The sequence below is a fragment of the Leptospira andrefontaineae genome, assembly GCF_004770105.1.
Lineage (GTDB): Bacteria > Spirochaetota > Leptospiria > Leptospirales > Leptospiraceae > Leptospira_B > Leptospira_B andrefontaineae.
Map to the genome: position 1 here is coordinate 26,104 of NZ_RQEY01000019.1, position 26,061 is coordinate 52,164.

A 26,061-nucleotide genomic window follows, 5' to 3' on the forward strand; every position below is an offset into this window, starting at 1 on the left:
AATTACTTTAGGAATTTAGGAATAAAAGAAGTTTTTTCGGGATAAAACTGAGAAGCGAGTAAGAATATAAAAATACTCACTGCAATTCCTATAGATGCAAGAAGTACATCCTTACCTACTTTGCGGAATGTCTCCAAATAAGGAGCATCCCTGTAGGTAAGGAAATTTAACACAATCTCTCTTCCTGCAAGCATGCCTAAAAAAACCCAAGTGGTAGACATAGGCATATTGCTGATCTTCTGGAAGAATATTAGAATACTAGCATATACGAGATCTACAATGGTGGCCGCCTTGGACCATTGGATATCGGACTTCTCCGTAACTATCTCTTGGATAGTTCCACCATTTGTGTACAATATGATACCAAGAGCTCCTATCAGAATAGACACCGCGCCAGTAAGCTCCATCCAATTCAATTGTCTAGGAAGATATACTACTATATTGGCAGCATCTTGAGCAAGCCAAGCTGCCCATAAAAACAAAGTGGAGAACCATTGTAAGATCGCCCATTTTCTTTCGGTTCTAGGATCGGGCATATGATCGTCATAATATTCTTTCGGATCTACTTTTACTAAGATCCCCCAGACTACCAATGCAGTGATAAATGCGATCATATATCCTAAAAAGGATTTGGTCAGCATCTTCTCTATATTCTGCCCGCCGAATAATCCTAAGATCAAGAATGTAGTAGAGATCGGAGACTTCATCCGAGTGATGACGACTAGAACGATAGGTGCGATCAATTGTAGAAAATTATATTCTGCAGGTGGAGTGAAATTATCCAACCTGTGAAAATGAACTTCTCCACTTCCAGACCACCAAGCATATCCGAATACCAAAGCAAGAAGTCCACCCAAGGCAGCAAGTTTAGGGAACCAGTGCACTGATTTCTTACTTTCTATGAATGTCCCTACGGTTTGGACAGCATCGTTACCGGCTACAGAAAACGCTGAGATACAGAATGCAAACCAACCAAGAATATAGGAAGAAATCCCTAAATAATAACCTACGCTCATGATCAAGAAGGACAGAAATACCAGAGTGTAAAATCGGATCTGGTCCTTAAAAGAGGGATGTTGGAAATCGATTTGATTCATGAGTCACCCAAACTGGGTTTTCGCTTGTTTAGAATGAATTTAGTATAGAAAAAAAGGAGAAGCCCAAACGGTCAAGGTGTATCGGCCCATATTTAGGCGCAAGAAAGGGCTAAAAACAAAAACGGGCCTAATGAGGCCCGTCCTTACAAGAGAAAACTCAAGTCTCCTTAGTTCTACTCTAAGTAATGTTTGCTGTATCTTGCTTCGATGTCTTTGATATCGAAGATGATAAAGAAGTCGGTAGTCTTGAAAACTGCATCCAATGCTGGAATTCCGCAGATTGTTGATCCGGCTCTAATATACCCTTTGATCAATGCAGGGATTCTTTTAGAAACTTCTTTGATATCTTCTGGAGAGTAGTTCTGATCGAAACCTGGCATCTCGAATCCAGGAAGAGGTTTTACGTCGAAAGCTTCTCCAGCAAGAGCTTGTTTATCTTTCAAAAACGCATAAACTTCGTTTGCAGATTGAGCATCAGTGCTATGAACGGAACCGCAACCGAAAAGATATCCGATATTGTTCTTCTTCATGTATTGAGCGAGTCCGCCCCAAAGAAGAGAGATTACGGATCCGTCTCTGTATTCAGGATGAACGCAACTGCGTCCAATCTCTGCAGGTTCTCTTTCTAATTCGTAAATTTTAGTAATATCGAATTCGTTATCTGAGTAAAATCCCAGATTTGCCTTTGCGACACTTCTGCGCAGGATACGATAAGTTCCGACGATCATATCATCTCTGTTCTTATCTACTACGATAAGGTGGTCGCAAAATAAATCGTATTCATCTCTGTCTTTACGTGTAGCTGCGGATTGAGGTAAACCTTCTCCCAACTCTAGATTGAATACGTCATAACGAAGAGCTAAAGTTCTTTCGATCTCGAGTTGATTCTCAGCGATCCTTACTTCAAGCTTACGTTCTACTTTTTGCTTTTTTTGGACTGTTCCTGATCCCATTGTCGTCCTTCTTTTCCTTGTTAGGATGCTTCTATCTATCCTCCCAAATGGTTACAGTCGGATTACGCTGGAAAGAAATTCCGATGACTGGACTGGCTGATTATCCTGCCATTCTGCGGAGAGAAGTCAGTTTTTTGACATAATCGACCAGGAAACCTTTCCCTTTTACGTCGATTTGGGTGAATTGGAGACCGAAAAGGCCCTGTGCTTCCTTGGAAGCGCTCAAGTGTTTGATCTTACCTAATGCTTTAAATGGTTTGTATCCGGGCAGAGAGATCACAATTTCCACGCTGGAATGAATATCGCATCCATCGAATTTATGGGGAACACGGACCGCTATCCCTCCCTCACTAACGTCCTGGGCGACAAGAATGTCTAAAAAACCGTTTCCCATCAATTGGAGTTGAACTGGTTGTTTAGGGAAAGGGACTACCCTTACCTGTTTTCTTTTCTCCATCCGAGGACCTCCGGAACAGAATAATGGCCAAACCTATATTATAAATGGATAAGACGGGAGAAGAAAATAGTTTTCTTACGAAAAATAATCGCGTAACACTCGTTCAAAATAGTGCTAAGTATTTAGTCCTAATTCTGCCTCTGCACCTTCTACTAAAGAGAGTTTGTATGTGGAAAGTATCTTGGAAACCTTCTTCTCAAACTTACGATTGAATACGAAGAAGTTCAAAGATTTTTCCAGAAAGAAAATCATCTCTATCGGTTTCCATTCGATCACCCCACGTTTTGCATCTACGATCTTTCCGTGTTGTAAAAGAGTGGAGATAGCTCGGATAGAATGTTTCGGGAAGGTTGTTCTCAAAGCCTGATAAAGCGCCTTGGAGTCGGCTTCTAAAAAATGGAATTTACGAGAGAAGAGTACTGCATCATGAAAATATTCGGGACGGATCACTGCGCCATTCAACCTGAGTGAGATAATCAGAAATCCAATGAGGTCCGCCATCTCGGTAAAAATCCCTAGGCCCGGAACATCTTGACCGGGATATAAACGAGCAGAATCTCTTCCTTCCTGTTTCGGATGACGTGTCTGAAGCCAATTCACAACCAAATATTTTTCTTTGAAGAAGTAATCGTTGAGACGTATCCGATATTCTTGGATGCTCAAACGTAGATGTACTAAAATTTCGTTTTGGTGAGTTAGGATTAATTTTTGGTAGGTATCGTCGCTACCGGAAAGATCCAACTGGAAGGAATCATATCCTCTTTTTTTGAGTTCCGCCAGAACCCCAGTAATCTCGAAAAGTTCCCAAACACTTTCTTTGGTTAAAGAATGAAATAGAACTCCGGATTGTGCGACGTGAGAGTCCACCGCCGCACATAAAAAGTCGTCGTATACAAAATCGAAAAAACGCGGATTATTGTATGCAACCTTACCCATCTAATCTTTCGCTTTCTTTACAGTCTGGCAGGTTTCTTCCTTTTTTCAAGGAAATAAATCCGGTCACCAAACTATATGAGGAATATCAAAGTTTAGATCTGAAGTTTGAATACGCTTTCAAAACCTGATCTGCAGCTTCTGTCTGAGGATAATGTCCTATGCCCGGGAGTTCGTACACTTTCGCGTCCGGTCTCATCTCTCTCAATCGATCCACTACATGTTGTCCGCTGACAGGATCTTCCAGACCATCCGCCAAAGCGTACGGAATCGGACTATCGAGGATTGCTCCCACCCATCTATCTCTGAAAATTTTTCTTTCTCTCATGTATCTTATCAACTTGTGATAGATCAACTTCCCCCCTCCGTTGTTCACACATTCCCAAAAACCGTCCAACTCCTCTTGGATAGGTTTTGTATTCGGTCCGAAAACTTCTGAAAAACTTTTTTGGAAGGAAGTCTTGTTCACTAAACGGGAGAATAAAAATCCCAAAGGGCCGTTTAATAATTTCTGTACCGCTCTAGGTCTATGAGTCTCCGGAAAGATCCCTCCATTTAGGAAGAATACTGACTCCAAGTCGGGTCCACCGATCCTCTGTCCGGAGTTTTTCTCCCTAAATCTTGCGACCAATTCTTGGGCAACTGTGTCTCCTAGATCATGAGCAAGAATATGCACTTTTTTAATCCCTTGCTCTTGTAGGAAGAACTCTACCTGGTCCGCGTATTCAAAAATAGAATAATGCCCGTCTTTAGGTTTTTCAGAAAAACCGAAGCCCAAATAATCTAAGGTCAGAACTTTGTATTGATGAGTAAGAGTTTCCCATACATCCTTCCAATCCCAGGAAGAAGTGGGAAATCCGTGTAAAAGAAGAAGTGCCTCTCCTTCTCCGCCTATTCGATAGAATAGTTTCCTTTTTTTCCATTCAAAGAAAGCTCCCGATGCCTTCCAAGCCAAAGGGTGGGTTCTCCAAAGCGGTTCCGACATAGACTCCTCCAGAAGGAGCAATATTGTACTCCCTGCTTTTGGAATGGGAAGTGTAAAATTAATAACGCGATGGAAATTTCAATCCATTGCGTCTAGAAGGTTCGATAGAAAAACTTTTCTTTCTTTGCCTTCCGGAAATCTGCCAAGTCCAGCGCCCATATTATCTTTTAGATGTGAAAGTTTAGAAGTCGCAGGGATTGCACAAGTCACTGCCGGATGAGAAAGAATATATTTTAAGAAGCCCTGCGCGAATGAATTACAATCCCATTCTTTAAAATATTCAGGTAATATTTTACCCTTTGTATTCCTAAAAAGTCCACCCTCTTCAAAAGGGCGATTGATCAGGACTGCAATCCCATGTTCTTGGGCAAAAGGCAAAATTCGATCCTCTGCTTCACGCGTTTGGATAGAATAAGGTATCTGCAAGAAGTCCGGTTTTTCTTTTTCGGAGATACGTTCCATTTCGGCGAATGCAGAGGTTGTAAAATGTGTCAGACCTATATAACGGATCTTTCCTTTTTCTTTTAGGCCTCTCAATGTTTTGAGATGAGTTTGAGTATCTAGTAAATTATGAATTTGGAATAGATCGATCTTCTCTGCTTTCATCTTTTTGAAAGAAGCTTCGATCTGTGATTTTCCGGCTGCTTCTCCCCTGATCCAAACCTTTGTAGCTAAGAAAAATTTCCTTTTCTCCGTGTCGGAAAAATCCTTGGATAAAATCCCGAAAATTTCCTCGGAACGACCATACATGGGAGAAGAATCTACCACACCTCCGCCAGTATGTAGGAACTCCGACAAAACTTCTTTTAAAGGGGCCAAAGAAGAAGGATCCGGATCCACATCTAAAGTCTGCCAAGTACCTAGACCGATTGCAGGAATTTCTTCTCCAGTTTTTGGGATCTTACGTTTTAACATCTTAGAAGCTCCGGACGTCTGGGAGAATAACGGAGAAATCATTTTCTCCGAAAGACTTATACCTGCGGCGGATAACGCCAAAAGTTTCAGGAACTTTCTTCTGGAATAAGGGCTTTCCATTAAGTTCTCCCCAAGCGGCCGAATTTTAAGGGCAGTTTGCCCTCGGACTCAACTAAAAATTAATGAGCTTCGTCCCAGTTTTGCCCGAATTTTCCTTCTACCTTGATCGGAACATCTAAAGGAAGAGCATCCTCCATCAGCCTTTTACAAACTTTCAAGAACTCATCCTTCTCCGATTTATACACTTCGAATACCAATTCGTCATGTACTTGGAGTAGAAGTTTGGATTTCCATTTTCTTTTTTCGATCTCGTCTTGGATCTGGATCATTGCTATCTTGATCATGTCGGCGCAGGTTCCTTGGATAGGAGTGTTGATCGCTACCCTTTTGGCTCCTTCTTTTGCCTGACGATGAGTGGATGTAATATCCGGAATAGGTCTCCTTCTTCCTTTCATGGTTTCTACATAACCTTTCTCTTCGCAAAAGGCGACCGTATCATCCATATACTTTTGTACACCAGGATACTGGGTTAGATATCGATCTATAAAACTCTTTGCTTCGTCTCTAGGAATTCGAAGGTTACGGCTAAGACCGTAAGGAGTGACTCCATATATTACGGAAAAGTTAACTACTTTCGCTTTATCTCTCATCTCCGGGCTGACCAGATCTTCTGAAACTCCGTAGATAGCAGCGGCGGTTCTTTTGTGGATATCGATCCCTTTTTTGTAGGCATCCATCATGGCAGGATCTTTGGAAATATGGGCCATGATCCTAAGTTCTATCTGAGAATAGTCCAAACTTAAGATCTCAAAATCCTTATGACCTGAGATAAAACCTTTTCGGATCAATCTGCCTTCTTTTTCTCGGATCGGAATATTTTGTAAGTTCGGATCTGTAGAAGAAAGTCTTCCTGTCGCTGCGATAGTCATATTATAACTGGTGTGAATTCTTCCATCTTTAGGAGAAGCCATACTTGGAAGAGTATCTACGTAAGTAGAGATCAACTTTGTATATTTTCTATAATCCAAAAGTTTTTCGATGATTGGATGTTCTCCCAATAATTCTTCCAAAACTTCGTGGTCTGTGGAATAACCTGTTTGGGTCTTTTTAACAACTCTAAGCTGCAGCTCATCGAATAGGATTTTTTGCAATTCTTTGGTAGAAGCGATATTGAATTCTTTTCCGGCAGCTTTGTAGATCCCTCTTTCCAGATCTTTTACTTCTCTTTGGAAATCTTTAGAAAGTTCCGCGAAATATTTCGAATCGACCGAGATCCCAGCCTTCTCCATTTGGGTTAAAACTGGAATTAAAGGCAGATCTATATCCTTGAATACACTTTCCAGCCCGGATTGTTTTAGGGACTTACGAAGAACATTATATAATCTTAAAGTAATATCCGCATCTTCCGCTGCGTATTCGGAAACCTTGTCCAGATCCACTTCCCAAAGATTTTTTTTATTCTTACCGGTTCCTACTAATTCCGCATAAGTGATCGTCTTATAATTCAGAAGATCTTCCGCAAGATCATCCATATTAAATCTACGGCTTTCAGGCGCCAAAATATAGGCCACGATCATAGTATCAAAAACGATATTTGTTACTTCGAAGCCGTGGTTTTGCAAAACGATCAGGTCGTATTTAATGTTCTGACCGACTTTAGGAATATTTGGATCTGCTAATATAGGTCCTAATATTTCACGAACCTGATCTAAAGGAAGAAGTTGTTCCTTATTTGTAAATAAACCCTCTTGTGTATGAGAGACAGGGATATAAAAACCGGTTCCTTCTTGGTTACACAAAGAGATCCCTAAAAGTTCCGCATCAAAAGCGTACTGGGATGTTGTTTCTGTGTCCACGGAAAGAATCGGAGATTTTTTCCAAGCTCTTGCAAGTTTGGTCAATTCTTCTACACTTTCTACTCGTTTATAAATCCCTTTTTTGGCAGCCGGACCTTTTGCGGAACCTGCTGTTGTTTCTTCCGGTTCATCCTTAGGAGGTTCTTTGCCTACCGACTTAGCTAAGTCTCGAGATAGAACATTATATCCTTGGTTCTTTAGATATTTTATCCCTTCGTCAGAAGCATAGTCAGGAAGTTTGAGATCATCTTCCTTGATACCCAAATCTAGATCTCTCCTAATCGTGGCCAATTGCCTGGACATGAAAGCATTGTCTTTATGTTCTATAAGTTTGTTCTTTAAGCCTGGATTTTTGATCTTCTCTATATTTTTATAAATCCCTTCTAGGTTTTTATATTCTTGGATCAACTTAGAAGCTCCCTTCTCGCCGATCCCTTTTACTCCAGGAATATTATCAGAAGTATCGCCAACGATCCCCATATAGTCAGGGATCTGTTTTACGTCTACACCCACTTCTTCTTTTACCCAGGAAGAGTCGATTTCCACAAATTCAGTGACTCCCTTTTTACCCCTGAGCATTTTAATATTCTTTTTTTCTAATAGTTGGTATAAGTCCTTATCACCGGAGAAGATCAAAATTTCCTTTGCAGAAGATTTATAATTTTCCGCAAGAGTCCCGATAATATCGTCCGCCTCATGTTTTTCTATCTTTAGGATCCTAAAACCTAAAACCTTCAGGGTTTCCATGATCTCATTCAACTGAGGTCGAAGATCTTCCGGCATAGGTTTACGATTTGCTTTATATTCTGCGAATGTAGCTCCTCTTTCCAAGGGCCCGCCAGGATCAAATGTCATTGCTACGTGAGTAGGAGAATAATCCTCGAAAAGTTTGAATAACATTCTGAAAAATCCAAAGACCGCACCACTTGGTTGTCCTGTTTTTGAATTTTTCAAATTGGAAGCTGCAAAAGCATAATACGCTCTGAATGCAAATGCGTGACCGTCTACTATGAGTAATTTTTTCATGCCGCTTCCCCGGATTTTCCTTTAGAGGTGGAATAGATCTCTTCACCTAATAAACTATAGTACGCGAGTTCAGTTTTCTTAATGGTATTTTTAACAGAGAACCTTTTTACGGATTCTTTATTAAACGCTCCCATAGATTTCCGAACTTTAGGATCTTCTAATAGAGTTTTGTAAGAAGAAGCAAGAGATATAACATCCCCCACCGGAGAAACAAATGCACCTTTACCTTCGGTCAACATTTCCGCAATGCCTCCGCCGTTCGTGGCAACGATAGGTAAACCGGATGCCATCGCGTCTAAAACGGAAGTCCCGAGTCCTTCTTCTTTCGAAGTTAACGTGAAAATATCGAATAAGGAAAGAAGTTCGGAGATATCTGTTCTGAATCCTGTGAAGATCACTTTATCCAAAAGTTTTTTTTCTGAAGCTAGTCTTTCCAGTTCTTTTCTGAGTTCACCTTCGCCTACGATAAGCACCTTATACTTTTTGTCAGTTTCTACTTTGGACAAAGCATTGAGTAAAGTTTTTTGGTCCTTATGATCGACTAACGCAGCAATATTCCCTATAATCAGTTCATCTTTGGAAAGATTGAATTCTTTTCTGAGATAAGATACATCACTCGCTTTTTTAGAAACACCTAAATCAATCCCGCTATATACGGTTACAACTTTAGCCGGATCAATCCCGTCCATGATAAGAATTTCACGAATACGATTCGAAACACTTAAGTAAAGATCCACTCTATCGGATACATACTTACGTTTGCTAAACCAATTCTTTCTAAGTCTAAAATCCACTCTTCTGGAAACTACAAGTTTCACTTGAGGATGTTTTGCTTTCGCCATCCAAGCAATAGAATGTGCTTTTGCAGTATGTGCATGAATGAGTTTGATCCCTTTGGAAACAATGAGTTCTTGGAGTGCCTTTACGGAGCCAAAGTCCCATTCACCTTTTAAAGGAAGGGTAACTGTTGGAAGTCCAACATCATTGGCGCGTGTCTCTAATGCAGAACCAGGTTTGCATAGAATGAGCTGAGGGATTTTGTGTTTTTTTAAACCTTCTGCCAGAAGAAAAAGTTGTCTTTCTCCTCCTCTCCAGCCGGTTTCCGTGTCGATATGAAGAATCACCCGATCAAATTGGGGTTCTGGCTTGAATTCTGCAAGAGTTCCGCCATTTCTTTTTAGGAAAAAGTCCTGGACAAACAGGATCCGCATTAGTGACAATTATTCTAATATAGCAGAGGAAATCCAGAATGTGCGAACTTTTGGGAATGAGCGCCAATGTTCCTACAGATATATGCTTCAGTTTCACCGGCCTTGTCCAAAGAGGTGGGAAAACAGGACCCCATAAAGACGGATGGGGGATCGCATTTTATGAGGGCAAAGGTTGTAGGGTCTTCCAAGATCCTCAAGCAAGTGCGGATTCACAATTAGCGGAACTGGTCCGAACATTTCCGATCAAAAGTAATTTAGTTATTTCACATATCCGAAAAGCAAATCGCGGTAAAGTAGATCTAAAAAACACACATCCGTTCGTTCGGGAGCTATGGGGTTATTATTGGACATTCGCTCATAATGGACAATTAAAGGGAGTGAAGAAGGAACCATTAAAAGATTTTACGCCTGTTGGGACAACTGACAGTGAGTATGCTTTTTGCTGGGTGCTTTCGGAATTAAAGAAGAAGTTTAAGACAAGACCTAAAAACGAAGTACAACTTTCTCAAGAGATCCGCAAACTGTTGTCCAAGCTCGGAAAAAAAGGAGTTTCAAATATCCTAATTTCGGATTCCAAATATTTATACGCATATTGTTCCACAAAACTAGTTTATATCACAAGGCATGCTCCGTTTGGAGAAGCAAAACTAATAGATGCAGATCTGAGTATTGACTTTAGTAAACATACAAGTCCGAAAGATATAGTTACTGTTTTAGCCACAAGTCCTTTGACCCAAAATGAAATTTGGACCCAGTTTTTACCTGGAGAATTTCAAGTCTGGAAAGAAGGAAAACAATGGCAAAGATTTTCTCCTGATAAAGAAAATAGGTCTGCCTAATATCTTTTTATGAACCCTTTAGGGAAATTTCCGAATCATCTAAAAATTTTAGGGATCTTTCTTTTATCCTATACCTTGATCACGAATTATTTATGGAGAGAACCTGATAATTATTTTTGGATCTGCCATGTTTCTGCATTTTTAGTTTCAGGAAGTTTGATTTTCGGGTTTCAAAAAGGAATTCGCATCGGAGGGCTCTGGCTCATACTCGGAACCATTCTTTGGCTTTCCGATGAGATTTTAAACGATTATCCTCTGGATAAACTTTCTTATTTTACACATTCATTATATGCAATAATCTCTATATATTGCTTTCGAAGGATAGGATTATTTCCGTTTCCATGGATCGGAGCTTTTTTGTGGTATGTTTTCGTACAATTACTCAGCCTGAAATTCACTGATCCTGCTCAAAATATCAATCTAGTATATTCCATTTGGCCTCCATGGGACCTACTATTTTCGAATTACCTTCATTTTCAGATTTTTATGAATCTTTCCATCCTAGGAGTTCTTTTTCTCGGATCATATATATCGAATAGATTTTCTGATGAGTAATAAGATCGGATCTAAGATAAAGAACTTGAGAATTCAATTATACGTTGTAAATAGATTCTATGCCTGAAATTTTCCAGGATCCAAAAAAAATCGAATATAGAATCGAAAACGAAAATTGGAAGTTATGCACTTCCTGTGGAGAAAAGATCACAAAAGAAGAATGGAAAACTTCTGTGGATGGAGCATACATTCACAATTTTATCAATCCTCTTGGAATTGAATTCAGAATTCTTACATTCTCTCAAGCAATCGGAATTACTTGGCAAAAAGATTCTTACCAAGAACATACTTGGTTTCCAGGTTTTGCTTGGAGAATAGGTAGCTGCTCTACTTGTGGATCTCATTTGGGTTGGAATTTTGAATCCGCTGTAGGCTCGAGTTCATTTTTAGGATTAATCTTAGGAAGAATTACTTCTTAATTCTAAAAATGAAACCTATATTTTAAATCCATTCCAAATGTATCCCTAACTTGATCTCTCCCAGTTTCTTGAGAATAAGTACGAATATTAAGATCGAATCCGGCAGAATTTTCTCCCTCCCATTGGATCCCTCTCCAATATGTATAAGCCAATTGAAAAATATACTTTGCACCTAAAAGAGCTAATCTCAGATCATTTCTGCTACGAACTCCTTCCAGATCATCCTGTTTACTATGTTGATAATTCGCTAAAAAGGTAATCATCCCAGGATCAGGTTGAGGGTAAAAATTAGAATACGCAAGGAACAGATTCCGGGAGTTTTCGAATTCTTCTTTTCTTTCCAATTCTTCTTTATGCCCTTTCAATTCAGAAAGAATTAAGATAGAAGTGACTATCATCGTAAATCTAGCTTTTCTGTATTCTTTTGCATGTAGAAGTCCCCAACCAGGAAGAACAGCGCTCCTCCAAACCAAATCCCAACGAGATCTATCTTTTGTTTCCGGAGAAGTTGTTTGGTCTTGAGAATGAATGGATGTAAGACCAAAGAAGAATATACAAAATAAAACGAATTTTCTCACCCGAACCTTCCTTTTAGGAATAATACACAAAGTAGATCAGTACAGTCACGAAAAAAAGGAACCTAAGAAAATTAGAGAATTTCGAATACTTTGTTGCCATGAGTAAGCGGACCCGTTAATTCTACGGACTATCTATGAAAAAAATCTCGACCATTCTTTTATTCACTTTTTTAATTTTGAGTTCCGACTTTGTTTTCGGAGCAGAGCCCGAAGACGAGATCAAAGCTTTGGTTTCTTCCTTAGATTCTTGCAAGGGTTGCGTTTTTATACGGAATGGTTCGGAACATAAACTGGATGAGGCAAAGGCACACCTACTTAGAAAGTATGATGCGGCTAAAAGTAAAATAAGCAGCACGGAAGATTTTATCAAAGGATTAGCAAGCAAGTCCTCAATCACAGGAACGGCATACAAGATCAAATTTCCTGACGGAAAGGAAGTAGAGTCCGAAAAATGGATGACTGACAAATTGAATGAACTACGCAATCCTCCGCCGGCAGCTAAACCAAAAAAGAAAAAATAATCCACCTAAGCGAAAAATCAATTCAACTCAGCAGTTATTATAAAATGACAGCGTCGAATTGAGCTATAGACATATATGCGAAAGTATCTGTATATTCTTCCTGTTTCCCTTTTATTCGCTTGTCCTCCTCCGCCTAGCGAAGATCCACTTTTTTCCCTAATGTCTACATTAGCATTATCGAATATGTCTGTTCCTTCAGAATTTACCGTCGTGGATTCCACAAAACAAGCCCAACTAAACGCTGTAGAAGCTACTGCTACCAAGAATTCGACATGTACTAAACTGGGTGCTTTCTATTGGGAGATTGGAGATGTAAATGGAGCTTATGGATATTCTTCGGTAAACGGTTTTGTGAATGGATCTACAGTTCTTTTGATTGCTTCTGCATCTAAATGGATCTGGGGAGCTTATGTTTTGGAGAAGGTTGGAACTCCAACATCGATAGAACAATCGTATCTTAGAATGAGATCGGGTTATGATAATCTAAACGATAACAAATGTAATTTAGCTCTTACCGTAAACGCATGTTTCACAAACGGCCCGGGAAGAGACGGAACAAATAATAACGACTATTATAATGCCGGTGATCTAAATTATTTTTATTATAACGGAGCACATTTCCAAGCATATGCCGCCTTGAATCCAAGCGGCTTAACTCCTGCACTTACAAACTACACTCGCGCTCAACTTGCAACTGAGATAGGGAACACTTTATTCGGAGGATCCAATCCTGGAATAGACTATGCGGTTCCCCAACCTGCAGGAGGAGTTAGGACTTCTGCTTCCGTTTATGCTCAGTTCTTAAGAAGAATATTAAATTCTAATCTAACAATCCGGGCTTATTTGGGAGCAGATCTTGTTGCTACATTACCTTCTGCACATCCAACCCAAGCAAAATACTCACCTTTCGTTTTAGAAGATGTACATTATTCTTACGGACATTGGGTTGAAGATTCTTCCGGGAACGACGCTGCATACAGTAGCCCTGGAAAATTCGGATTTTATCCTTGGATTGACCCGACAGTCACTACTTATGGGATCATTGCCAGATATTCTACATCCGGGTTAGCTTATGCAGAATCAGTCTATTGCGGACGACTTTTGCGAAAAGCATTTGCTACCGGAATCGAACAATAAATTGTACCGGAGTCCGCACTCTGTAACGAAAAAGTAACTCTCTCTTCACGGAGTAGATACAAAAATTTAAGATGATCAAAAGTCGATGCTTCCATCGACATATATCAGTTCTTATCCTAAAGCAGGTCCCTTTCGAATTTTAGTGGTGACCGAAACATTTCCTCCTGAGATCAACGGAGTCGCCAAGACACTTCACAGAATGTTAGGGGATCTTTTACAAAGAGGTCACGAGATCATTCTGGTCCGTCCAAAACAAGGCTATAATGATTATGCAACAGCGAGCAATAACTACAGAGAAGTACTTGTAAGAGGTGCAAAAATCCCTTTATACGAAGACCTAAGATTCGGATTTCCTGAAAAATACCTTCTCCGCAGATTAATCGAATTAGAAAAACCTGATATAGTGCACGTGGTCACTGAAGGGCCGCTCGGCTGGTCGGCAGTCAGGGCAGCTAGACATGTTGGAATTCCGATCATCAGCGATTTTAGAACGAATTTCCATGCATACGCGAAATACTATAAGTTCGGATTTGCAGGAAAATTGGTCCATAATTACCTAAAAGGTCTTCATAACAGAACACAGATGACATTGGTCCCAACTGCTCAGATCAGAGAACAGTTAACAGAGCAAGGATATACGAATGTGCAAGTGGTTTCAAGAGGGATCGATTCCGATCTATTTCATCCTGCTCGTAGGAATTCCAAATTAAAAACAGAATGGGGATTAAAACCTTCTGAACTTGGAGTTCTTTACGTAGGAAGATTAGCTCCGGAAAAAAATCTAGATCTATTAATAAGAACATTCCGCAGACTCCAATCCAGAGTCCCAAATGCAAAATTGATCTTAGTGGGAGACGGACCTTCCAAAGAAAAACTACAAAGGGAAAATCCTGATTTTATATTCAGAGGAATGAGAAAAGGAAAAGAACTGGCAGAACATTATGCCACTGGAGATCTATTTCTATTCCCAAGCCTAACAGAAACTTTCGGAAATGTAATCGTAGAAGCAATGGCATCCGGCCTTCCAATCGTAGCTTATAACTATGCAGCTGCTAACCAACATCTCAAACATGGTAAGTCTGCCCTACTCTGTGGTTTCGACAAAGAAGAAGAATTTATAGAACAATCCTGTCTCTTAGCAGAAAATAAAAAATTAGCCGCAAAACTTGGTCTTGCCGCAAGAAAGATCGCAGCTTCCTGCACCTGGGAAGATGTTACTGATTCTTTGGAAATGACTTACTCCAAACTTTCTCTTTCTAAGAAAAAGGCCGCAAGGTCCAAGAAGGCAATCAAATTGAAAGTACAGATGGCGAGGGGATAGGCAGTAATCCCTTATTCAGTTACTATGAGCTTGCTCTTCTAATATTTTTACTTTCTCAATTCTTTCGCCATCGATCTAACAAAGGATTCCTTGTCCTTCTTAACATCTTTTAACGCAGCTTTGATTTCTTTCGGAATATCGAAATACTTTTCCGCCCACATATAGATCTCAATAAATACAGGAAGAAGATCGATACCCTTTTGTGTAAGTTTATAAAGAATCTTTGCCTTGCTATCCGGATGTTCCGATTTTTCGATCAGGCCGTTTTCTTCCAAGGACTGAAGTCTGGATGCTAGTATATTTGTAGCAATCCCTTCATCCGACTTTAGGAAATCCCCATAAGTCCTCTTTTTGTTAAACATAAGATCCCTGATTATGAGAAGCGACCATTTGTCGCCCCAGATATCCAGGGAGCAGCTAATCGGACAATCCGATCTTTTTTTTCCCTCTAACATAAATTTTATCTTAAAATTTGCTTGCAAAAAGCAAGTATTTTTCTGCCCCATATATTTACTTGCAAATTGCAAGTAAATTGATCGACGTGGGAAGACGTAATAGTCGTAAAAATTTACAATTAGAGGATATATATGAAACAGACAATTTTAGTAACAGGAGCTTCTTCGGGCATCGGACTACTTCTTGCCAATAAACTCCACCAGAGCGGTCATACCGTCATCGGAACCAGCCGCAATCCGCAAGAACATAGTTCTTTACCTTTTAAATTATTAGAATTAGATATTTCTTCCGACAGCTCAATTGAGTCCTTCCCGAAACGTCTTTTCAGTCAGATACAAAGTTTAGATGTTCTGATAAATAATGCAGGTTATTTGGTATCTGGTCTCGCTGAGGAAACTCCTATCGAACTAGGAAAACAACAATTCGAGACAAATTTTTGGGGAACAGTAAAACTCACCAATCAGCTATTACCTCATTTCAGAAATCAAAGACATGGAAAAATTATTACAGTTGGATCTATTCTAGGTTTAATCGGTCTTCCTAATGTTTCTTATTATTCGGCCTCGAAACATTCTCTTGAAGGTTACTTTAAAGTACTTCGTTTTGAATTACAGGATTTTAATATAAAAGTGAGTATGGTTGAGCCGATGGGTTTCAAAACCAATATCGGAACTAGCGCAGTTAGATCAAAATTGGAAATTGACGATTATAATCTACTTCGCAAACAAACAGCTGCATTCTCAAAAGAAACATTTGATAAAGCGCCTACTCCCGAACCGGTTGTAAACACCGTGATCGAAATTATAAATCAAAAAGATCCGAAATTCAATTTTCCGGTCGGCCAAGGCGCTTCATTTATTCTTACAATGCAACATTATGCATACAAAGCTTTCGAGAGTTCGATCTTAAAAAGATTACATAAAGCGAAATTATAAAGAAACGATATTGTTACACTTTTAAACGCGCGAGGTCTTTGCAGGACGGCGTAGCCGGTCCGAAGGACCGAGCGGGGCTCCGCGAGTCCGTAAAAGACCGACCCTTGCAATGCAAGGGACGCGCCCAAACTTTCATAATAAATTGTTTCGGAATTTTTTTGAAGATTCTTTTTTTCGCTTGTACTTTCTTCGCCTTTACTATAATCACTGGCAAATTTAACGGCAAGGAGCAAAGCCTATGCTGAAATTTCCCGGCCCTCGTACGGATCATCGAGAAAGAAATCGTCCCTTCGTCACCAGAGAAAAATATCTCACCTTTCTAAAAATCGCCAATAAGTCTTCTCATTCCAGACAGAGAAGGTTTCGTAATAAAAACAGAGAAAAAAGGCAGACCTTGTCACCATAGTTGTCTTATCATGGTTTTCCATGGAAAACCTAGACGCTAAATCTATCAGTCTCTGGATCATGGCGACCATTTATACGATCGCCGGTATTCTTCATTTTGTGATCCCTAAATTTTATATGAGGATCATGCCACCGTGGATTCCTTATCATAAACTTATGGTCCAACTCAGCGGTATCGTAGAGATCGCCTTGGGGCTTGGGCTTTTCTTTCCTCAAACAAAAGTATTAGCAGCTTGGGGTGTGGTCCTTCTTTTAATCGCAGTTTTTCCTGCTAACGTATATCACTTTCAATCAAGAACCAGAAAAGATCCTCCTACTTGGGCTTTACTTTTGAGGCTGCCTTTGCAGTTTCTTTTGATCTACTGGGCTTATACTTTTACGTATTGAATCCTCGTATACAATCGATCTGATTTCTTTTGCGCGGAAAAGCGGGATCTTTATCTTTTATTTGAGTCAAAAATTTATTGAAAGGGTTTCAGAAGAAGGTATTCTCCCTTTTTAGTTTTTGGAGTTTCTTTATGTTCAAGTTATGGATAGCGATCTGCGGAAGTATTTTAGTTTTAGGCTTAGCTTTTTCTTCTTCAAAAGTCCAAGCGAATACTAAATATAGTGTTTTCTGCGCAGACGGTAAAATTGAAGCAGATTCCCGCACTTTGGATCAGATGAAATCGGCCCGAGGTTCCAACGTTTGTCTTCTGAAAGAATTCGATTATTCTTCGGATGCCGATAATTACGCTCAGTCTATTGGAGGAAAAGGTTCCGCTTGTAGCTGCAATTAAGTTTACAAGGCGTAGCAATCGCTGGGCCTTCAGCTTCGTCAAAAGTTAAAGTCTTAGGCGGTCTTATGAATAAAAATCTGACTTCTTTTTATGTTTTAGGGTTTATTAGAAGTTTTGTATTTTTAATCGTTCTTTGTATTATGCTGGTAGTCTCGGAAAGTTTGAGTTCCTACCTTTATGATCAGAAGGATTTGCCTGAGATTTCCTTTATATCCGGCTTAGTTTTGAGTATTGGGGCGGCTTTTACTGCAAGTCGTCGCAAGTTTCAGGACAAAGAACCTTCTAAGCTGGTCTTTATTCTTGCTTCTTCTATTTTCAATTTTGTTGTTCTATTGGTCGGTCTGTTTCTGATCCGCAAGTTTTTCCCCGGTTGGATCTCCTGACCTCTTCCTTATTTTAATTTTTTCTTTTCCCCTCTTCCGGTTCGGATATTATTCTCCGAAACGTATAATATGAACCGTCTTCTTACCATTTTACTTTATTCTGTTTTTCTATTTTTCTCTTCGGATCTGCTCGCTGAAGAAAAGATTATCGAAGGTAAACTTCTTCAATTTGGTAGAATGTTAGGGACTGGAAATGAATTCATCCAAGTACTTTCCAACGATCTGAGTCCTGAACTTTCCAGACTTCATAATCAAACCATTCGTGTTCTCTGCCAGATGAGAGGAGAAAATTGCGATCCGATACGTTATGAGACCTATCCTTTTTCCGAATCCAAGGGTCTTGCGGATTGGACTTTGAAAAGAATTCCGAATTATGTGAATAGAGGTTACTTCGCTTTTAATCCTACCGTAACTCCCGACGGACAATCCATCTTTTGGACTGTGTATTCTAGCAAAGGTAAATCAGGCACTCAAAGGATCTGGTTTGCGGAGAAGGACGATAAAGGTTTTTGGAGAGACGGTAAAGAGATGCCTGCTCCTTTGAATAATGATCTGAACTCAGCAGTGATCGCAGTTCTTCCAAGTAACACTGAATTATTCGTTTTCGGATCCTTCGGTGATGATGAAGCTTCTCATAAAATCCAAGTTGAGTTCCAGGAAAAAAGAGAAGAATTGAGAAGAAACACGAGAGACGAAATGGAATTCCGTTTAAAGGAAGAACAACTCGCCTATGAATATCTCCGCAAACTCACTCTGCTCCAAAATAAGGCGACTGTTCCATTATATAAAAGTTATAAAGAAAAAGGAAATTGGTCTTATCCTAAGGCGATTAATTTTCCCGAGTTTTCGAATATATATCTGAAGAATAATACATCCGTTTTCGGCGGTTCCACTCTTTCTTCTTCCGGAAGAATATTGATCTACTCGGTCCAGCAGCCGGATTCTTACGGAAAGTTGGATCTGTACGTAAGTATACAAAAAGCGGACGGCTCTTTCTCTCTTGGTAAAAACTTAGGAGAGGTTGTAAATACTTCTTCAGAGGAGACCGCTCCCTTTTTAGCAGGAGACGACAGAACTCTTTATTTCTGTAGCGATGGTCATAAGGGACTTTCCGTATATGTGACCAAAAGAATTGGAGAAGGTTGGGACAATTGGACTAAACCTGTAGAAGTCTCAGCTAACTTAAAAGGTGTAAACTTCTTCTCTATTCCGGTAAATAGCGACTGGGCTTATGTAAGCAAAGAAGGTCAGCTTTACATGGCTTATCTTCCCCGCGATTTCCGTCCAAATCCTGTCGTAGTGATCAACGGAAAAGTTTTGGATGAAGAAGGAAATCCTTTAAGCGCGGAAATACATTATGAATCCTTAACACGTCTGGAAAAAAGAGGAAGTGCCAAGAGCGATTCAAAAACCGGTTCATTTAGTTTAGTTCTTCCTTATGGAGAAAAATACGGTTTTTATGCGGAGAAGCCTGGCCATCTTTCCGTTTCTAGAAATTTAGATCTTACTGAATCTAAACAAGAAGACGCAAAATTAGATGTAGAATTTCGTCTTCCTGCTTTGGCAGTAGGTCGACAAATCCTTCTGAACAATTTATTTTTCGAGACAAACAAATTCGAGATCTCCAAAGACTCCGAACCGGAATTAGATCGTTTGGCAAACTTTTTAAAATCGAATCCTAAACTCAAAATCTCTGTCGAAGGTCATACGGACAATGTTGGTAAAAAAGAGCGTAACCTAGAACTTTCCGAAAACAGAGCAAAAGCAGTGGCAGATTATTTGATTTCCAGACACGGGATCAACGGCGAAAGAGTTCGTACCCAAGGTTTTGGGGACAGCCAACCAATTTCTTCCAATGATAACGCTTCAGACCGTCAAAAGAATAGAAGAGTTGTGTTACAGATCGTAGACTGAATTCGTTCAGCTCCTTTTTTGTAGCATTCCTTCCTTAAATTCAGGTTTTACCTTGTATTTTTGTTTTAAAAAAGGATTCTAATCCGGAATGAAAATAGCGGTCATCGGTAGTGGAATCGCCGGCTTAAGTGCAACTTGGCATTTGGGCAAAGAACATGAAGTCTCTCTTATAGAAAAACATCCTTTAGTCGGTATGGATGCACATGGTACCGATCTTTTTTCCAACGGACATTCTATCCGAGTGGATGTTCCTTTTAGAGCATTCAAACGTAATTATTATCCTTGTCTTTTGGATCTTTACAAAGAAGCGGGGATCGAAGTAAGGCCAGTGGATTATTCGTTTTCCTTAAATTATGGAGACGGCACCACATATTTCGGTTTTTCTACTTTGGGAATCGGGGGCAATTTTGTTCCGATCCCTTATTGGGTTTGTTTTTCTAATAAAACTTCTAGACGGATTTTTTCGGATGCGATCCGCTTTTACGAAGAATCGGAAAGAGAACTCCAATTATTAGATGGAGAACAGCTCACAATTTCTCAGTTTCTAAGTAGATTCGGTTATTCCGTAGAGTTCGAGGATATGTATCTGATCCCGATGTTCTCCACGATCAATACTTGCACTTCTGAAAGTGCTAAAAATTATCCGGCAGAAGTGGTGATCGGCTATCATTCCAGCGGTCTGAAGTTTTTAAGATTTTTAACTCCGGAAAAAGGAACCAGAGATGTTACAGAAAAACTTTCTAAAAGAGCTTCTTCTGTTCGTTTGAATACTGATCCTAAAAAAATTGTTTTAGAAAAAGATAAAGTAAAACTGATTTTTGAGAATGGAGAAGAACTTTTCGACAGAGTAGTAGTCGCTGCCCCAGCCAATCAGGCGATCTCAATTCTTCCTGACGAATATTCAAAGGAGAAGTCTCTACTTTCCAAACTCAAATACGAGGCTTCCGAAGTAGTAGTTCATTCCGACGAAAAGTTTATGCCTAAACAAAAAAGGCATTGGGCACCCATGTGTTTCTCTCTTTCACAAGATAGTTCTACTGCGACTGCTACTATCCTTTTGAACAAGGTTCTTCCGTCTATGAAAGGTAAGGCAGTATTCCAAACATGGAATCCGCTTGTGGAACCGAATGAAAAAGATTTTATTAGTAGATCCAAATTTGAAAGACCTGTAATAGATATTGCTTCCAAAAAGATCTTAGAAGAACTGAAAGAACTACAGGAACTTCCGGGTAAAAAAGTATGGCTATGCGGTTCTTACGCTAAATATGGAATGCCACTTCTAGAAGCAGGAGTTTCCACTTCTTTAGATGTTAAAAGATGGGTAGAAGGTTCGTTGCGATCTTAAATTTTTACTCCGGCTTTCTGACCTTATAGACCCAATATTCGAAATGTTTTTTGATCGTTTCGGATCCGAAATATTCTCCCAACATTTCGTATCTTCCTGCGAGTCTTTTAGGTATTTTTTTTCCTGATTTAATTTTTTCTAATATGAATTGGGAAAATCCGGGAAATACGAAAGGATCTATTCTTTCTAAAACTTCGAAATTAAATCCTAGTGCGGAATATTCTGAGACGATACCTTCCACCTTTTTGAGATCCGAAGACATTTTTGCCATTTTTGAGATCAAATTCCTTTTAAAAGTTTCCCAATAAGAAATTTTTCGATCGGAAAACAATATCTCTGCAGATACGAACACTCCCCCCGGTTTTAGAATTCTATAAACTTCGCCAACTAATCTGTTTCGATTCGGTATAAAATATAAACTGTCTAAGGCAATTACCACATCAAAAGTTTTGTCCTCAAATTCTGTTAAACGTTCTACACTTCCTAAAATTAAATTGGGAGAACTACTTCTCCCCTCATAACGTCTTTTTGCAAATTCGATTTGGATCTTGGAAATATTGATCCCATATATATTCGAAACATTTACTCCAAATATATTTTCCCAAATCCTGAATTGGTCTCCGCAACCGAACCCAAGATCTAAAAGTTTAGAATCAGGATCCAAACCGGCTAATGTCCCAAGGTGTTCCGCTAAATTCGCGCAGGCTGTTCCATATTCTTTTGTGTTTTCCCAATAACCCAGATTTGCCCAAGATTCCCCAGGATCGTTCAAATAGAGATGAGAAAGATCTGTAGGAATTCCTTCTCTTCCGAATAATAGCCGGACCTTGGGCCAGATTTCAGTCTTTGTAGGAAAAGAAGAATGATGACGCAGAGAATTTTCTTTTTTGTAAGGCAGGTCTTCCATGATTCCTAAGTCTTCGGTTTCCCAAAGCAAAACTTTATTGGACATAGAATTTCGGAACTGTCTACCAGAATCAGCTTTATTTGTCCGTTCTCTAATCCTTTCGGATATGTTTTATGCCGACATAAGAAGAGCTAGATCCGGACAAAAATTCGCAAAAAAAAGTCCTTTTCTTTCCCTAACTTACGGCGGAAAACCTACCGACGGACCTTATGAACATCAAAGATCGTATTCTTGGAATTTTAGCTGCACTCCTCCAATATTCTAGAACAAACTGGAGATCCATCCTTAAATACTCGGTAATCTCCGGGATCGTAATCCTTTCCTTTCTGATCGGCGGATCTTACGTTGTGTGGCTCACCAAACAGGAAGAAGTCGCCCGCAATTTGGAAACTTTCCAGAGAGAAGTTTCGGATGCATATGATCCAAATGAGATCAAACCGATCCGCATCTTAGATAAAAATGGAAAATTGATCGGGGAATTCTCCCGTAGAAAATTCAGACCGATCCGTACTGACAATCTAGCAAATCATGGAAATATAATATGGGCCCTTCTCAGTTCCGAGGACAGGGATTTTTACGAGCATAATGGTGTAAATTTTACCGCATTACTTAGGGCAATCATAGTTAATCTAACCACTTTCCAAAAACAAGGTGGTTCTACTCTCACTCAACAGTTGGCAAAACTTACTTTGGATCTGGGAGCTCGAAATGTATTCAATAAACTCACTGAGTTTTATTGCACATTCTATCTAGAAAGTAAGTTTGATAAGAATACGATCCTTGCGATGTATTTAAACCGTATTTTTTTGGGAGAAGGGAATACGGGAGTAGAAGAAGCTTCTCGTTATTACTTTAATAAACCTGCATATGAATTAACTCCTGCAGAAGCGGCTCTGCTTGTAGGAACAATTCCGGCTCCTTCTAATTATAACGCTGTCAGAAACCCTAAGATAGCTCTCAAAAGACAGAAGATGGTGATGACTGTTATGGGGAAAAACCAAAACCTTCATCCAAATCCTAAATCTATTGAAAAAGATTTTGAGAAGAAGGTAGATGCAAATATCCGCAAGTTCAGATCATTTTATGTGGTAGAGGAAACCAAAGAAGAAGAGGATAAAGTAGTTATCACTTCCGAGATAGGGAAGTATGGATTTGATAAGGATTTTACGATCAATCTGGCTTCCGATTTTAATTTTGGGATCCGCCAATTCGTGATCGAGAACTTCTCGGAAATTGATTTGGAAAGTCGTGGTATGAACGTATATACCACATTAGATTATGATAAACAAGAAGCGGCAGAACGTTCTCTTAGAGAAGGGATAGAAGCAGTTCGCAAAAAACTTTCCGAAGATAAGGCAAATTATATAAAAGCAGGCAAAACAGAAGAAGCTTCCAAACAGAACAAGATCATTGAGAACATGAACGGAAGTTTGATCTCCATCAATCCTACAAACGGATATGTGGAGGCGATGGTTGGTAGTTACAAAATTTCTAATATATTCAGGTTAAACCGAGCAGTTTCCGCGGTAAGGCAACCCGGTTCTGTAATCAAGGGACTTGTCTATCTGATGGCGTTCGAAAAAAGGATCGCAACTCCTACTTCTATTGTTGTAGATGAGCCGATCAAGATTAGAGGTTATGCCCCTAAAAACTGGTATAAAGGCCATAGAGGTGCAATGCAAACTAGGACTGCATTCGCTCAGTCAGTGAACACAATTGCAGTCAAATTTATGGATGAGATAGGTGTTGGCGATTTCATCCATACTCTCGGAAAAATTTTGGATCTGGACAGTTCGGAGTTAAGTAGAAGGTTTCAGCATAATCTTACGTTAGCACTTGGTTCCGGAGAATTATCTCCCAAAGAGCTAGCAACCGTATATGCTACAATTGCGAATAACGGTAAAAAAGTAAAACCTGTAGAAATCCTAAGGATTACCGACTTCGAAGGTTCCGAACTTTATATGAATACTCTTCCTGATCCGAAAGATGCAGAACAAATTTTAGATCCTGTTGCCTGCGCGATGACCTTAAACTTATTAGAAGCAGTCGTTTCGGAAGAAGGAACTCTCAAGATCGCATTAAAAGATGGAGAAAAATTCCCACTAGGTGGAAAAACAGGAACGGTCCAATCTCCCAAAGAAGCACAAAAACGTTGGGGTTCCAGAAAAGGAGTAAGAGACGTTTGGTTTGCAGGTGTGAATCCGAATTTAGTGACTGCAGTTTGGGTAGGTAATGATTTAGGCGCTCCTTTCCCCGGTTCCGGTTCTGGAACGAGCGGTTCTATTTGGTTTAGATATGTTTCCCATGTAGCAAGAACATTAGGTTTTGGTGATAGTCTAATTACTCCATTTAATGGAGATTATGTGAAAGTGGATATCTGTGCGGAAACCGGTGGACTTTTATCAAACGAAGCAGAATGTAAACATCCTCTTTATGGACAGTACTATTATGTGGGAGACCAACCTGGCGGCGGTGCAACAACTCCTACAGTCACTCAAACAGAAGGAACAAATTCTACAAATGGTACCGAAGAAGCACTTTCCGGAGAAGACGCTGTAGAATTAGAACTTCCTGAAACTAAGGAAGATCCAAACGACGATTAAGATCTTTTGGCAAACGGTCCCCTACTAGATACAATTCATATGGGGACCATAAAAAGATCCAAGGAGCATCTTCGCTTAAAAGTGAAAATGCTTCCTTTATCTGTGGGCTTATATCCGTTTTATCTGCGGATCTGATCTCTTTGAATAATTTTTCCATTTTCGGATTTAAGTAGAAGGCTCTATTTCCTCCGTTCCCAAATCTATCCCCCGCAAATAACGGATCTAAAAATGCAAACGGCCCGGGAAGATCTGCATACCAAAATAATAATGTTAGATCTCCCTTACCTTCTCCATTCTCTTTATATAATGCAGCTTTTTCCATCGGAAGGATTTTGATTTTCAACCCTAACTCTTTCAGGTTTTGGACGATCGCAGCCCCATTTGCTTGGTTCTCCTCGTCTCCTCTCATCCTAAATTCTAATTCTCTTTCTAAAATTTTGGGATAGCAAACCGACTTAGAGAGTAATTCTTTCGCCTTTGCAAGATCATAAGGATATATTTCTTCGGAAGAAGTCCAGGTATCGGAAACCGATTTCGGAAATGGACCTACGGAAACTTCTCCTTTTCCTTCTAATAAAACCTGGATGATTGTACGTTTATCTACCGAATAATTTAATGCTTTCCTAAAATTCTTATCGAAGCAGGGCTCTTTCGCATTGATCGCTATGTATTGAACACCTCCTCCTTTTCTTACAGAGATATAATCTTCTTTTACTAATGAGTTTTTGAGAAGGAAAACAGGCAATTTCATCAGATCTAATTCGTCTTTAAAATATAAATACAGTCCTGTACTTGCCTGAGGAAGAACTCTAAACAAAATCTCAGAGCCCAAATCGTTAGGATAATTTGCAATTAATCTAAGATGATTATTTCTTTTCCATTCCACTAATTTAAAATCGCCACAGACTGAGTCAGGCGAACCACAATAGATCCAAGCTTGAGGCAAAGAAAGTTTTTCTAAAGTTTCCCTCAAACCTCCTTCGAAATATATTTCCAAACTGGAATCGGAGAGAACCTTGCCGCCTTTTAAAAAAGAATATGTGCTCCTTCTAGGTCCTGGAGTATTTCTTAATCTTTCTAAAGATCCAAGAACTGTTTGAGCGTTTACATTCGATTTCGAATCGGTTCGAAGTTCTAAGATCAATCTTCTGATCTTGGATGACGGACCTTCTGCCAGCTTATATGATCTCACTAAAGAAGGAAGGATTGTACCTTCTCCATTTATTTCAAAAAGTCTAGGGTAGATATATTTTAGAACAATTCTGGAAGATAAGTCGGTGGATCTGATCGGGTCCAAAGAGATTGGATCAGAAGCTAGTGAAAATACTAGTTTTTCGGGACTTCTCTCCGCTTTTCCACAATCATAAAAAAGAAGGGACAAAAGAAGGAAAGCCAGGGAAAAGGTAAGAGTCGGTTTCGGTCCGACCTGAAATCGGGAAGAGACCGAGTCTAGAAATCTAGGATAAAACAT

General features: G+C 39.6%; 25 protein-coding genes. 13 read left to right on the top strand and 12 right to left on the bottom strand.

Features of this window, described 5'->3' with window-relative positions:
• Positions 1 to 2: 2 nt before the first annotated feature.
• The 8 genes from EHO65_RS14210 to EHO65_RS14245 form a co-directional block, all read right to left on the bottom strand.
• A complete protein-coding gene (locus EHO65_RS14210) occupies positions 3 to 1,097 on the bottom strand; it encodes a hypothetical protein (RefSeq protein WP_135775249.1) in 1,095 nt (364 codons plus the stop codon).
• A gap of 173 nt (positions 1,098 to 1,270) precedes the next feature.
• A complete protein-coding gene (locus EHO65_RS14215) occupies positions 1,271 to 2,050 on the bottom strand; it encodes a GNAT family N-acetyltransferase (protein ID WP_100767314.1) in 780 nt (259 codons plus the stop codon).
• A gap of 100 nt (positions 2,051 to 2,150) precedes the next feature.
• Complete coding sequence (locus EHO65_RS14220) at positions 2,151 to 2,507, bottom strand: PilZ domain-containing protein (RefSeq protein WP_135775250.1); 357 nt, start codon at positions 2,505 to 2,507, stop codon at positions 2,151 to 2,153.
• A gap of 114 nt (positions 2,508 to 2,621) precedes the next feature.
• Positions 2,622 to 3,443: a histone deacetylase gene (locus tag EHO65_RS14225; protein WP_135775251.1), complete on the bottom strand. Its 822-nt coding sequence runs from the start codon at positions 3,441 to 3,443 to the stop codon at positions 2,622 to 2,624.
• Between the two features lie 85 nt (positions 3,444 to 3,528).
• Positions 3,529 to 4,425 (bottom strand): alpha/beta fold hydrolase, encoded by an 897-nt coding sequence (locus EHO65_RS14230; protein ID WP_135775252.1) that lies wholly within the window; start codon positions 4,423 to 4,425, stop codon positions 3,529 to 3,531.
• 78 nt (positions 4,426 to 4,503) lie between these two features.
• Positions 4,504 to 5,460, bottom strand: a complete 957-nt coding sequence (locus EHO65_RS14235; RefSeq protein ID WP_135775253.1) for an aldo/keto reductase — start codon at positions 5,458 to 5,460, stop codon at positions 4,504 to 4,506.
• A 59-nt stretch (positions 5,461 to 5,519) separates the two neighbouring features.
• Positions 5,520 to 8,282 (bottom strand): DNA polymerase I, encoded by a 2,763-nt coding sequence (gene polA, locus EHO65_RS14240; RefSeq protein WP_135775254.1) that lies wholly within the window; start codon positions 8,280 to 8,282, stop codon positions 5,520 to 5,522.
• Positions 8,279 to 9,406, bottom strand: a complete 1,128-nt coding sequence (locus tag EHO65_RS14245; RefSeq protein WP_167482047.1) for a glycosyltransferase — start codon at positions 9,404 to 9,406, stop codon at positions 8,279 to 8,281. The genes polA and EHO65_RS14245 overlap by 4 nt, the downstream gene beginning before the upstream one ends.
• Positions 9,407 to 9,531: 125 nt before the next feature.
• Here EHO65_RS14245 and EHO65_RS14250 point away from each other — a divergent pair, with 125 nt between their 5' ends.
• From EHO65_RS14250 to EHO65_RS14260, 3 genes are read left to right on the top strand one after another with little or no spacing between them, the layout of a single operon-like run.
• Positions 9,532 to 10,332, top strand: a complete 801-nt coding sequence (locus EHO65_RS14250; RefSeq protein ID WP_135775256.1) for a class II glutamine amidotransferase — start codon at positions 9,532 to 9,534, stop codon at positions 10,330 to 10,332.
• A 9-nt stretch (positions 10,333 to 10,341) separates the two neighbouring features.
• Positions 10,342 to 10,887: a hypothetical protein gene (locus EHO65_RS14255; RefSeq protein ID WP_135775257.1), complete on the top strand. Its 546-nt coding sequence runs from the start codon at positions 10,342 to 10,344 to the stop codon at positions 10,885 to 10,887.
• Positions 10,888 to 10,946: 59 nt separating this feature from the next.
• On the top strand, positions 10,947 to 11,306 hold the full coding sequence (locus tag EHO65_RS14260) for a cereblon family protein (RefSeq protein ID WP_135775258.1): 360 nt from the start codon (positions 10,947 to 10,949) through the stop codon (positions 11,304 to 11,306).
• 2 nt (positions 11,307 to 11,308) lie between these two features.
• On the opposite strand, the gene EHO65_RS14265 is transcribed toward EHO65_RS14260, so the two are convergent.
• The gene (locus EHO65_RS14265; RefSeq protein WP_135775259.1) at positions 11,309 to 11,884 is read right to left on the bottom strand and encodes a hypothetical protein; all 576 of its coding nucleotides are present in this window, start codon (positions 11,882 to 11,884) and stop codon (positions 11,309 to 11,311) included.
• Positions 11,885 to 12,018: 134 nt separating this feature from the next.
• Between EHO65_RS14265 and EHO65_RS14270 the strand changes: the two genes are divergently transcribed.
• The 3 genes from EHO65_RS14270 to EHO65_RS14280 all read left to right on the top strand — a co-directional run bounded on the left by EHO65_RS14270 (position 12,019) and on the right by EHO65_RS14280 (position 14,863).
• Positions 12,019 to 12,405, top strand: coding sequence for a YfeK family protein (locus tag EHO65_RS14270; protein WP_135775260.1), 387 nt, complete (start codon positions 12,019 to 12,021; stop codon positions 12,403 to 12,405).
• A 75-nt stretch (positions 12,406 to 12,480) separates the two neighbouring features.
• A complete protein-coding gene (locus EHO65_RS14275) occupies positions 12,481 to 13,542 on the top strand; it encodes a hypothetical protein (RefSeq protein WP_135775261.1) in 1,062 nt (353 codons plus the stop codon).
• Between the two features lie 85 nt (positions 13,543 to 13,627).
• Positions 13,628 to 14,863, top strand: a complete 1,236-nt coding sequence (locus EHO65_RS14280; protein ID WP_135775262.1) for a glycosyltransferase family 4 protein — start codon at positions 13,628 to 13,630, stop codon at positions 14,861 to 14,863.
• Positions 14,864 to 14,910: 47 nt separating this feature from the next.
• On the opposite strand, the gene EHO65_RS14285 is transcribed toward EHO65_RS14280, so the two are convergent.
• Positions 14,911 to 15,318 (bottom strand): winged helix-turn-helix transcriptional regulator, encoded by a 408-nt coding sequence (locus EHO65_RS14285; protein ID WP_135775263.1) that lies wholly within the window; start codon positions 15,316 to 15,318, stop codon positions 14,911 to 14,913.
• 132 nt (positions 15,319 to 15,450) lie between these two features.
• Here EHO65_RS14285 and EHO65_RS14290 point away from each other — a divergent pair, with 132 nt between their 5' ends.
• From EHO65_RS14290 to EHO65_RS14315, 6 genes are all read left to right on the top strand, one after another.
• Complete coding sequence (locus tag EHO65_RS14290) at positions 15,451 to 16,254, top strand: SDR family NAD(P)-dependent oxidoreductase (protein ID WP_135775264.1); 804 nt, start codon at positions 15,451 to 15,453, stop codon at positions 16,252 to 16,254.
• 426 nt (positions 16,255 to 16,680) lie between these two features.
• On the top strand, positions 16,681 to 17,046 hold the full coding sequence (locus tag EHO65_RS14295; protein WP_135775265.1) for a DoxX family protein: 366 nt from the start codon (positions 16,681 to 16,683) through the stop codon (positions 17,044 to 17,046).
• Between the two features lie 131 nt (positions 17,047 to 17,177).
• Complete coding sequence (locus EHO65_RS14300) at positions 17,178 to 17,438, top strand: hypothetical protein (protein WP_135775266.1); 261 nt, start codon at positions 17,178 to 17,180, stop codon at positions 17,436 to 17,438.
• A 65-nt stretch (positions 17,439 to 17,503) separates the two neighbouring features.
• Positions 17,504 to 17,821, top strand: a complete 318-nt coding sequence (locus EHO65_RS14305) for a hypothetical protein (RefSeq protein WP_135775267.1) — start codon at positions 17,504 to 17,506, stop codon at positions 17,819 to 17,821.
• Positions 17,822 to 17,890: 69 nt separating this feature from the next.
• Positions 17,891 to 19,735 (top strand): OmpA family protein, encoded by a 1,845-nt coding sequence (locus EHO65_RS14310; RefSeq protein WP_135775268.1) that lies wholly within the window; start codon positions 17,891 to 17,893, stop codon positions 19,733 to 19,735.
• A gap of 88 nt (positions 19,736 to 19,823) precedes the next feature.
• The gene (locus tag EHO65_RS14315; RefSeq protein ID WP_135775269.1) at positions 19,824 to 21,080 is read left to right on the top strand and encodes an FAD-dependent oxidoreductase; all 1,257 of its coding nucleotides are present in this window, start codon (positions 19,824 to 19,826) and stop codon (positions 21,078 to 21,080) included.
• A 4-nt stretch (positions 21,081 to 21,084) separates the two neighbouring features.
• Here the strand turns inward: EHO65_RS14315 and EHO65_RS14320 are convergent, their stop codons facing one another.
• The gene (locus EHO65_RS14320; RefSeq protein ID WP_244243540.1) at positions 21,085 to 22,032 is read right to left on the bottom strand and encodes a class I SAM-dependent methyltransferase; all 948 of its coding nucleotides are present in this window, start codon (positions 22,030 to 22,032) and stop codon (positions 21,085 to 21,087) included.
• Between the two features lie 164 nt (positions 22,033 to 22,196).
• On the opposite strand from EHO65_RS14320, the gene EHO65_RS14325 reads away from it, so the two are divergent.
• A complete protein-coding gene (locus EHO65_RS14325) occupies positions 22,197 to 24,590 on the top strand; it encodes a transglycosylase domain-containing protein (protein ID WP_135775270.1) in 2,394 nt (797 codons plus the stop codon).
• Here the strand turns inward: EHO65_RS14325 and EHO65_RS14330 are convergent.
• A complete protein-coding gene (locus EHO65_RS14330; RefSeq protein WP_135775271.1) occupies positions 24,565 to 26,061 on the bottom strand; it encodes an ABC transporter substrate-binding protein in 1,497 nt (498 codons plus the stop codon). The genes EHO65_RS14325 and EHO65_RS14330 overlap by 26 nt on opposite strands.

Bases quoted from the DNA above. Each gene is read 5' to 3' on its own strand.
- EHO65_RS14325 (WP_135775270.1), top strand. From the start codon at position 22,197: ATGAACATCAAAGATCGTATTCTTGGAATTTTAGCTGCACTCCTCCAA.
- EHO65_RS14220 (WP_135775250.1), bottom strand. From the start codon at position 2,507: ATGGAGAAAAGAAAACAGGTAAGGGTAGTCCCTTTCCCTAAACAACCA.
- EHO65_RS14270 (WP_135775260.1), top strand. From the start codon at position 12,019: ATGAAAAAAATCTCGACCATTCTTTTATTCACTTTTTTAATTTTGAGT.
- EHO65_RS14295 (WP_135775265.1), top strand. From the start codon at position 16,681: ATGGAAAACCTAGACGCTAAATCTATCAGTCTCTGGATCATGGCGACC.
- EHO65_RS14230 (WP_135775252.1), bottom strand. From the start codon at position 4,425: ATGTCGGAACCGCTTTGGAGAACCCACCCTTTGGCTTGGAAGGCATCG.
- EHO65_RS14290 (WP_135775264.1), top strand. From the start codon at position 15,451: ATGAAACAGACAATTTTAGTAACAGGAGCTTCTTCGGGCATCGGACTA.
- EHO65_RS14255 (WP_135775257.1), top strand. From the start codon at position 10,342: ATGAACCCTTTAGGGAAATTTCCGAATCATCTAAAAATTTTAGGGATC.
- EHO65_RS14210 (WP_135775249.1), bottom strand. From the start codon at position 1,097: ATGAATCAAATCGATTTCCAACATCCCTCTTTTAAGGACCAGATCCGA.
- EHO65_RS14285 (WP_135775263.1), bottom strand. From the start codon at position 15,318: ATGTTAGAGGGAAAAAAAAGATCGGATTGTCCGATTAGCTGCTCCCTG.
- EHO65_RS14300 (WP_135775266.1), top strand. From the start codon at position 17,178: ATGTTCAAGTTATGGATAGCGATCTGCGGAAGTATTTTAGTTTTAGGC.
- EHO65_RS14275 (WP_135775261.1), top strand. From the start codon at position 12,481: ATGCGAAAGTATCTGTATATTCTTCCTGTTTCCCTTTTATTCGCTTGT.
- EHO65_RS14215 (WP_100767314.1), bottom strand. From the start codon at position 2,050: ATGGGATCAGGAACAGTCCAAAAAAAGCAAAAAGTAGAACGTAAGCTT.
- polA (WP_135775254.1), bottom strand. From the start codon at position 8,282: ATGAAAAAATTACTCATAGTAGACGGTCACGCATTTGCATTCAGAGCG.
- EHO65_RS14225 (WP_135775251.1), bottom strand. From the start codon at position 3,443: ATGGGTAAGGTTGCATACAATAATCCGCGTTTTTTCGATTTTGTATAC.
- EHO65_RS14305 (WP_135775267.1), top strand. From the start codon at position 17,504: ATGAATAAAAATCTGACTTCTTTTTATGTTTTAGGGTTTATTAGAAGT.
- EHO65_RS14235 (WP_135775253.1), bottom strand. From the start codon at position 5,460: ATGGAAAGCCCTTATTCCAGAAGAAAGTTCCTGAAACTTTTGGCGTTA.
- EHO65_RS14310 (WP_135775268.1), top strand. From the start codon at position 17,891: ATGAACCGTCTTCTTACCATTTTACTTTATTCTGTTTTTCTATTTTTC.
- EHO65_RS14250 (WP_135775256.1), top strand. From the start codon at position 9,532: ATGTGCGAACTTTTGGGAATGAGCGCCAATGTTCCTACAGATATATGC.
- EHO65_RS14260 (WP_135775258.1), top strand. From the start codon at position 10,947: ATGCCTGAAATTTTCCAGGATCCAAAAAAAATCGAATATAGAATCGAA.
- EHO65_RS14330 (WP_135775271.1), bottom strand. From the start codon at position 26,061: ATGTTTTATCCTAGATTTCTAGACTCGGTCTCTTCCCGATTTCAGGTC.
- EHO65_RS14280 (WP_135775262.1), top strand. From the start codon at position 13,628: ATGCTTCCATCGACATATATCAGTTCTTATCCTAAAGCAGGTCCCTTT.
- EHO65_RS14315 (WP_135775269.1), top strand. From the start codon at position 19,824: ATGAAAATAGCGGTCATCGGTAGTGGAATCGCCGGCTTAAGTGCAACT.
- EHO65_RS14320 (WP_244243540.1), bottom strand. From the start codon at position 22,032: ATGTCCAATAAAGTTTTGCTTTGGGAAACCGAAGACTTAGGAATCATG.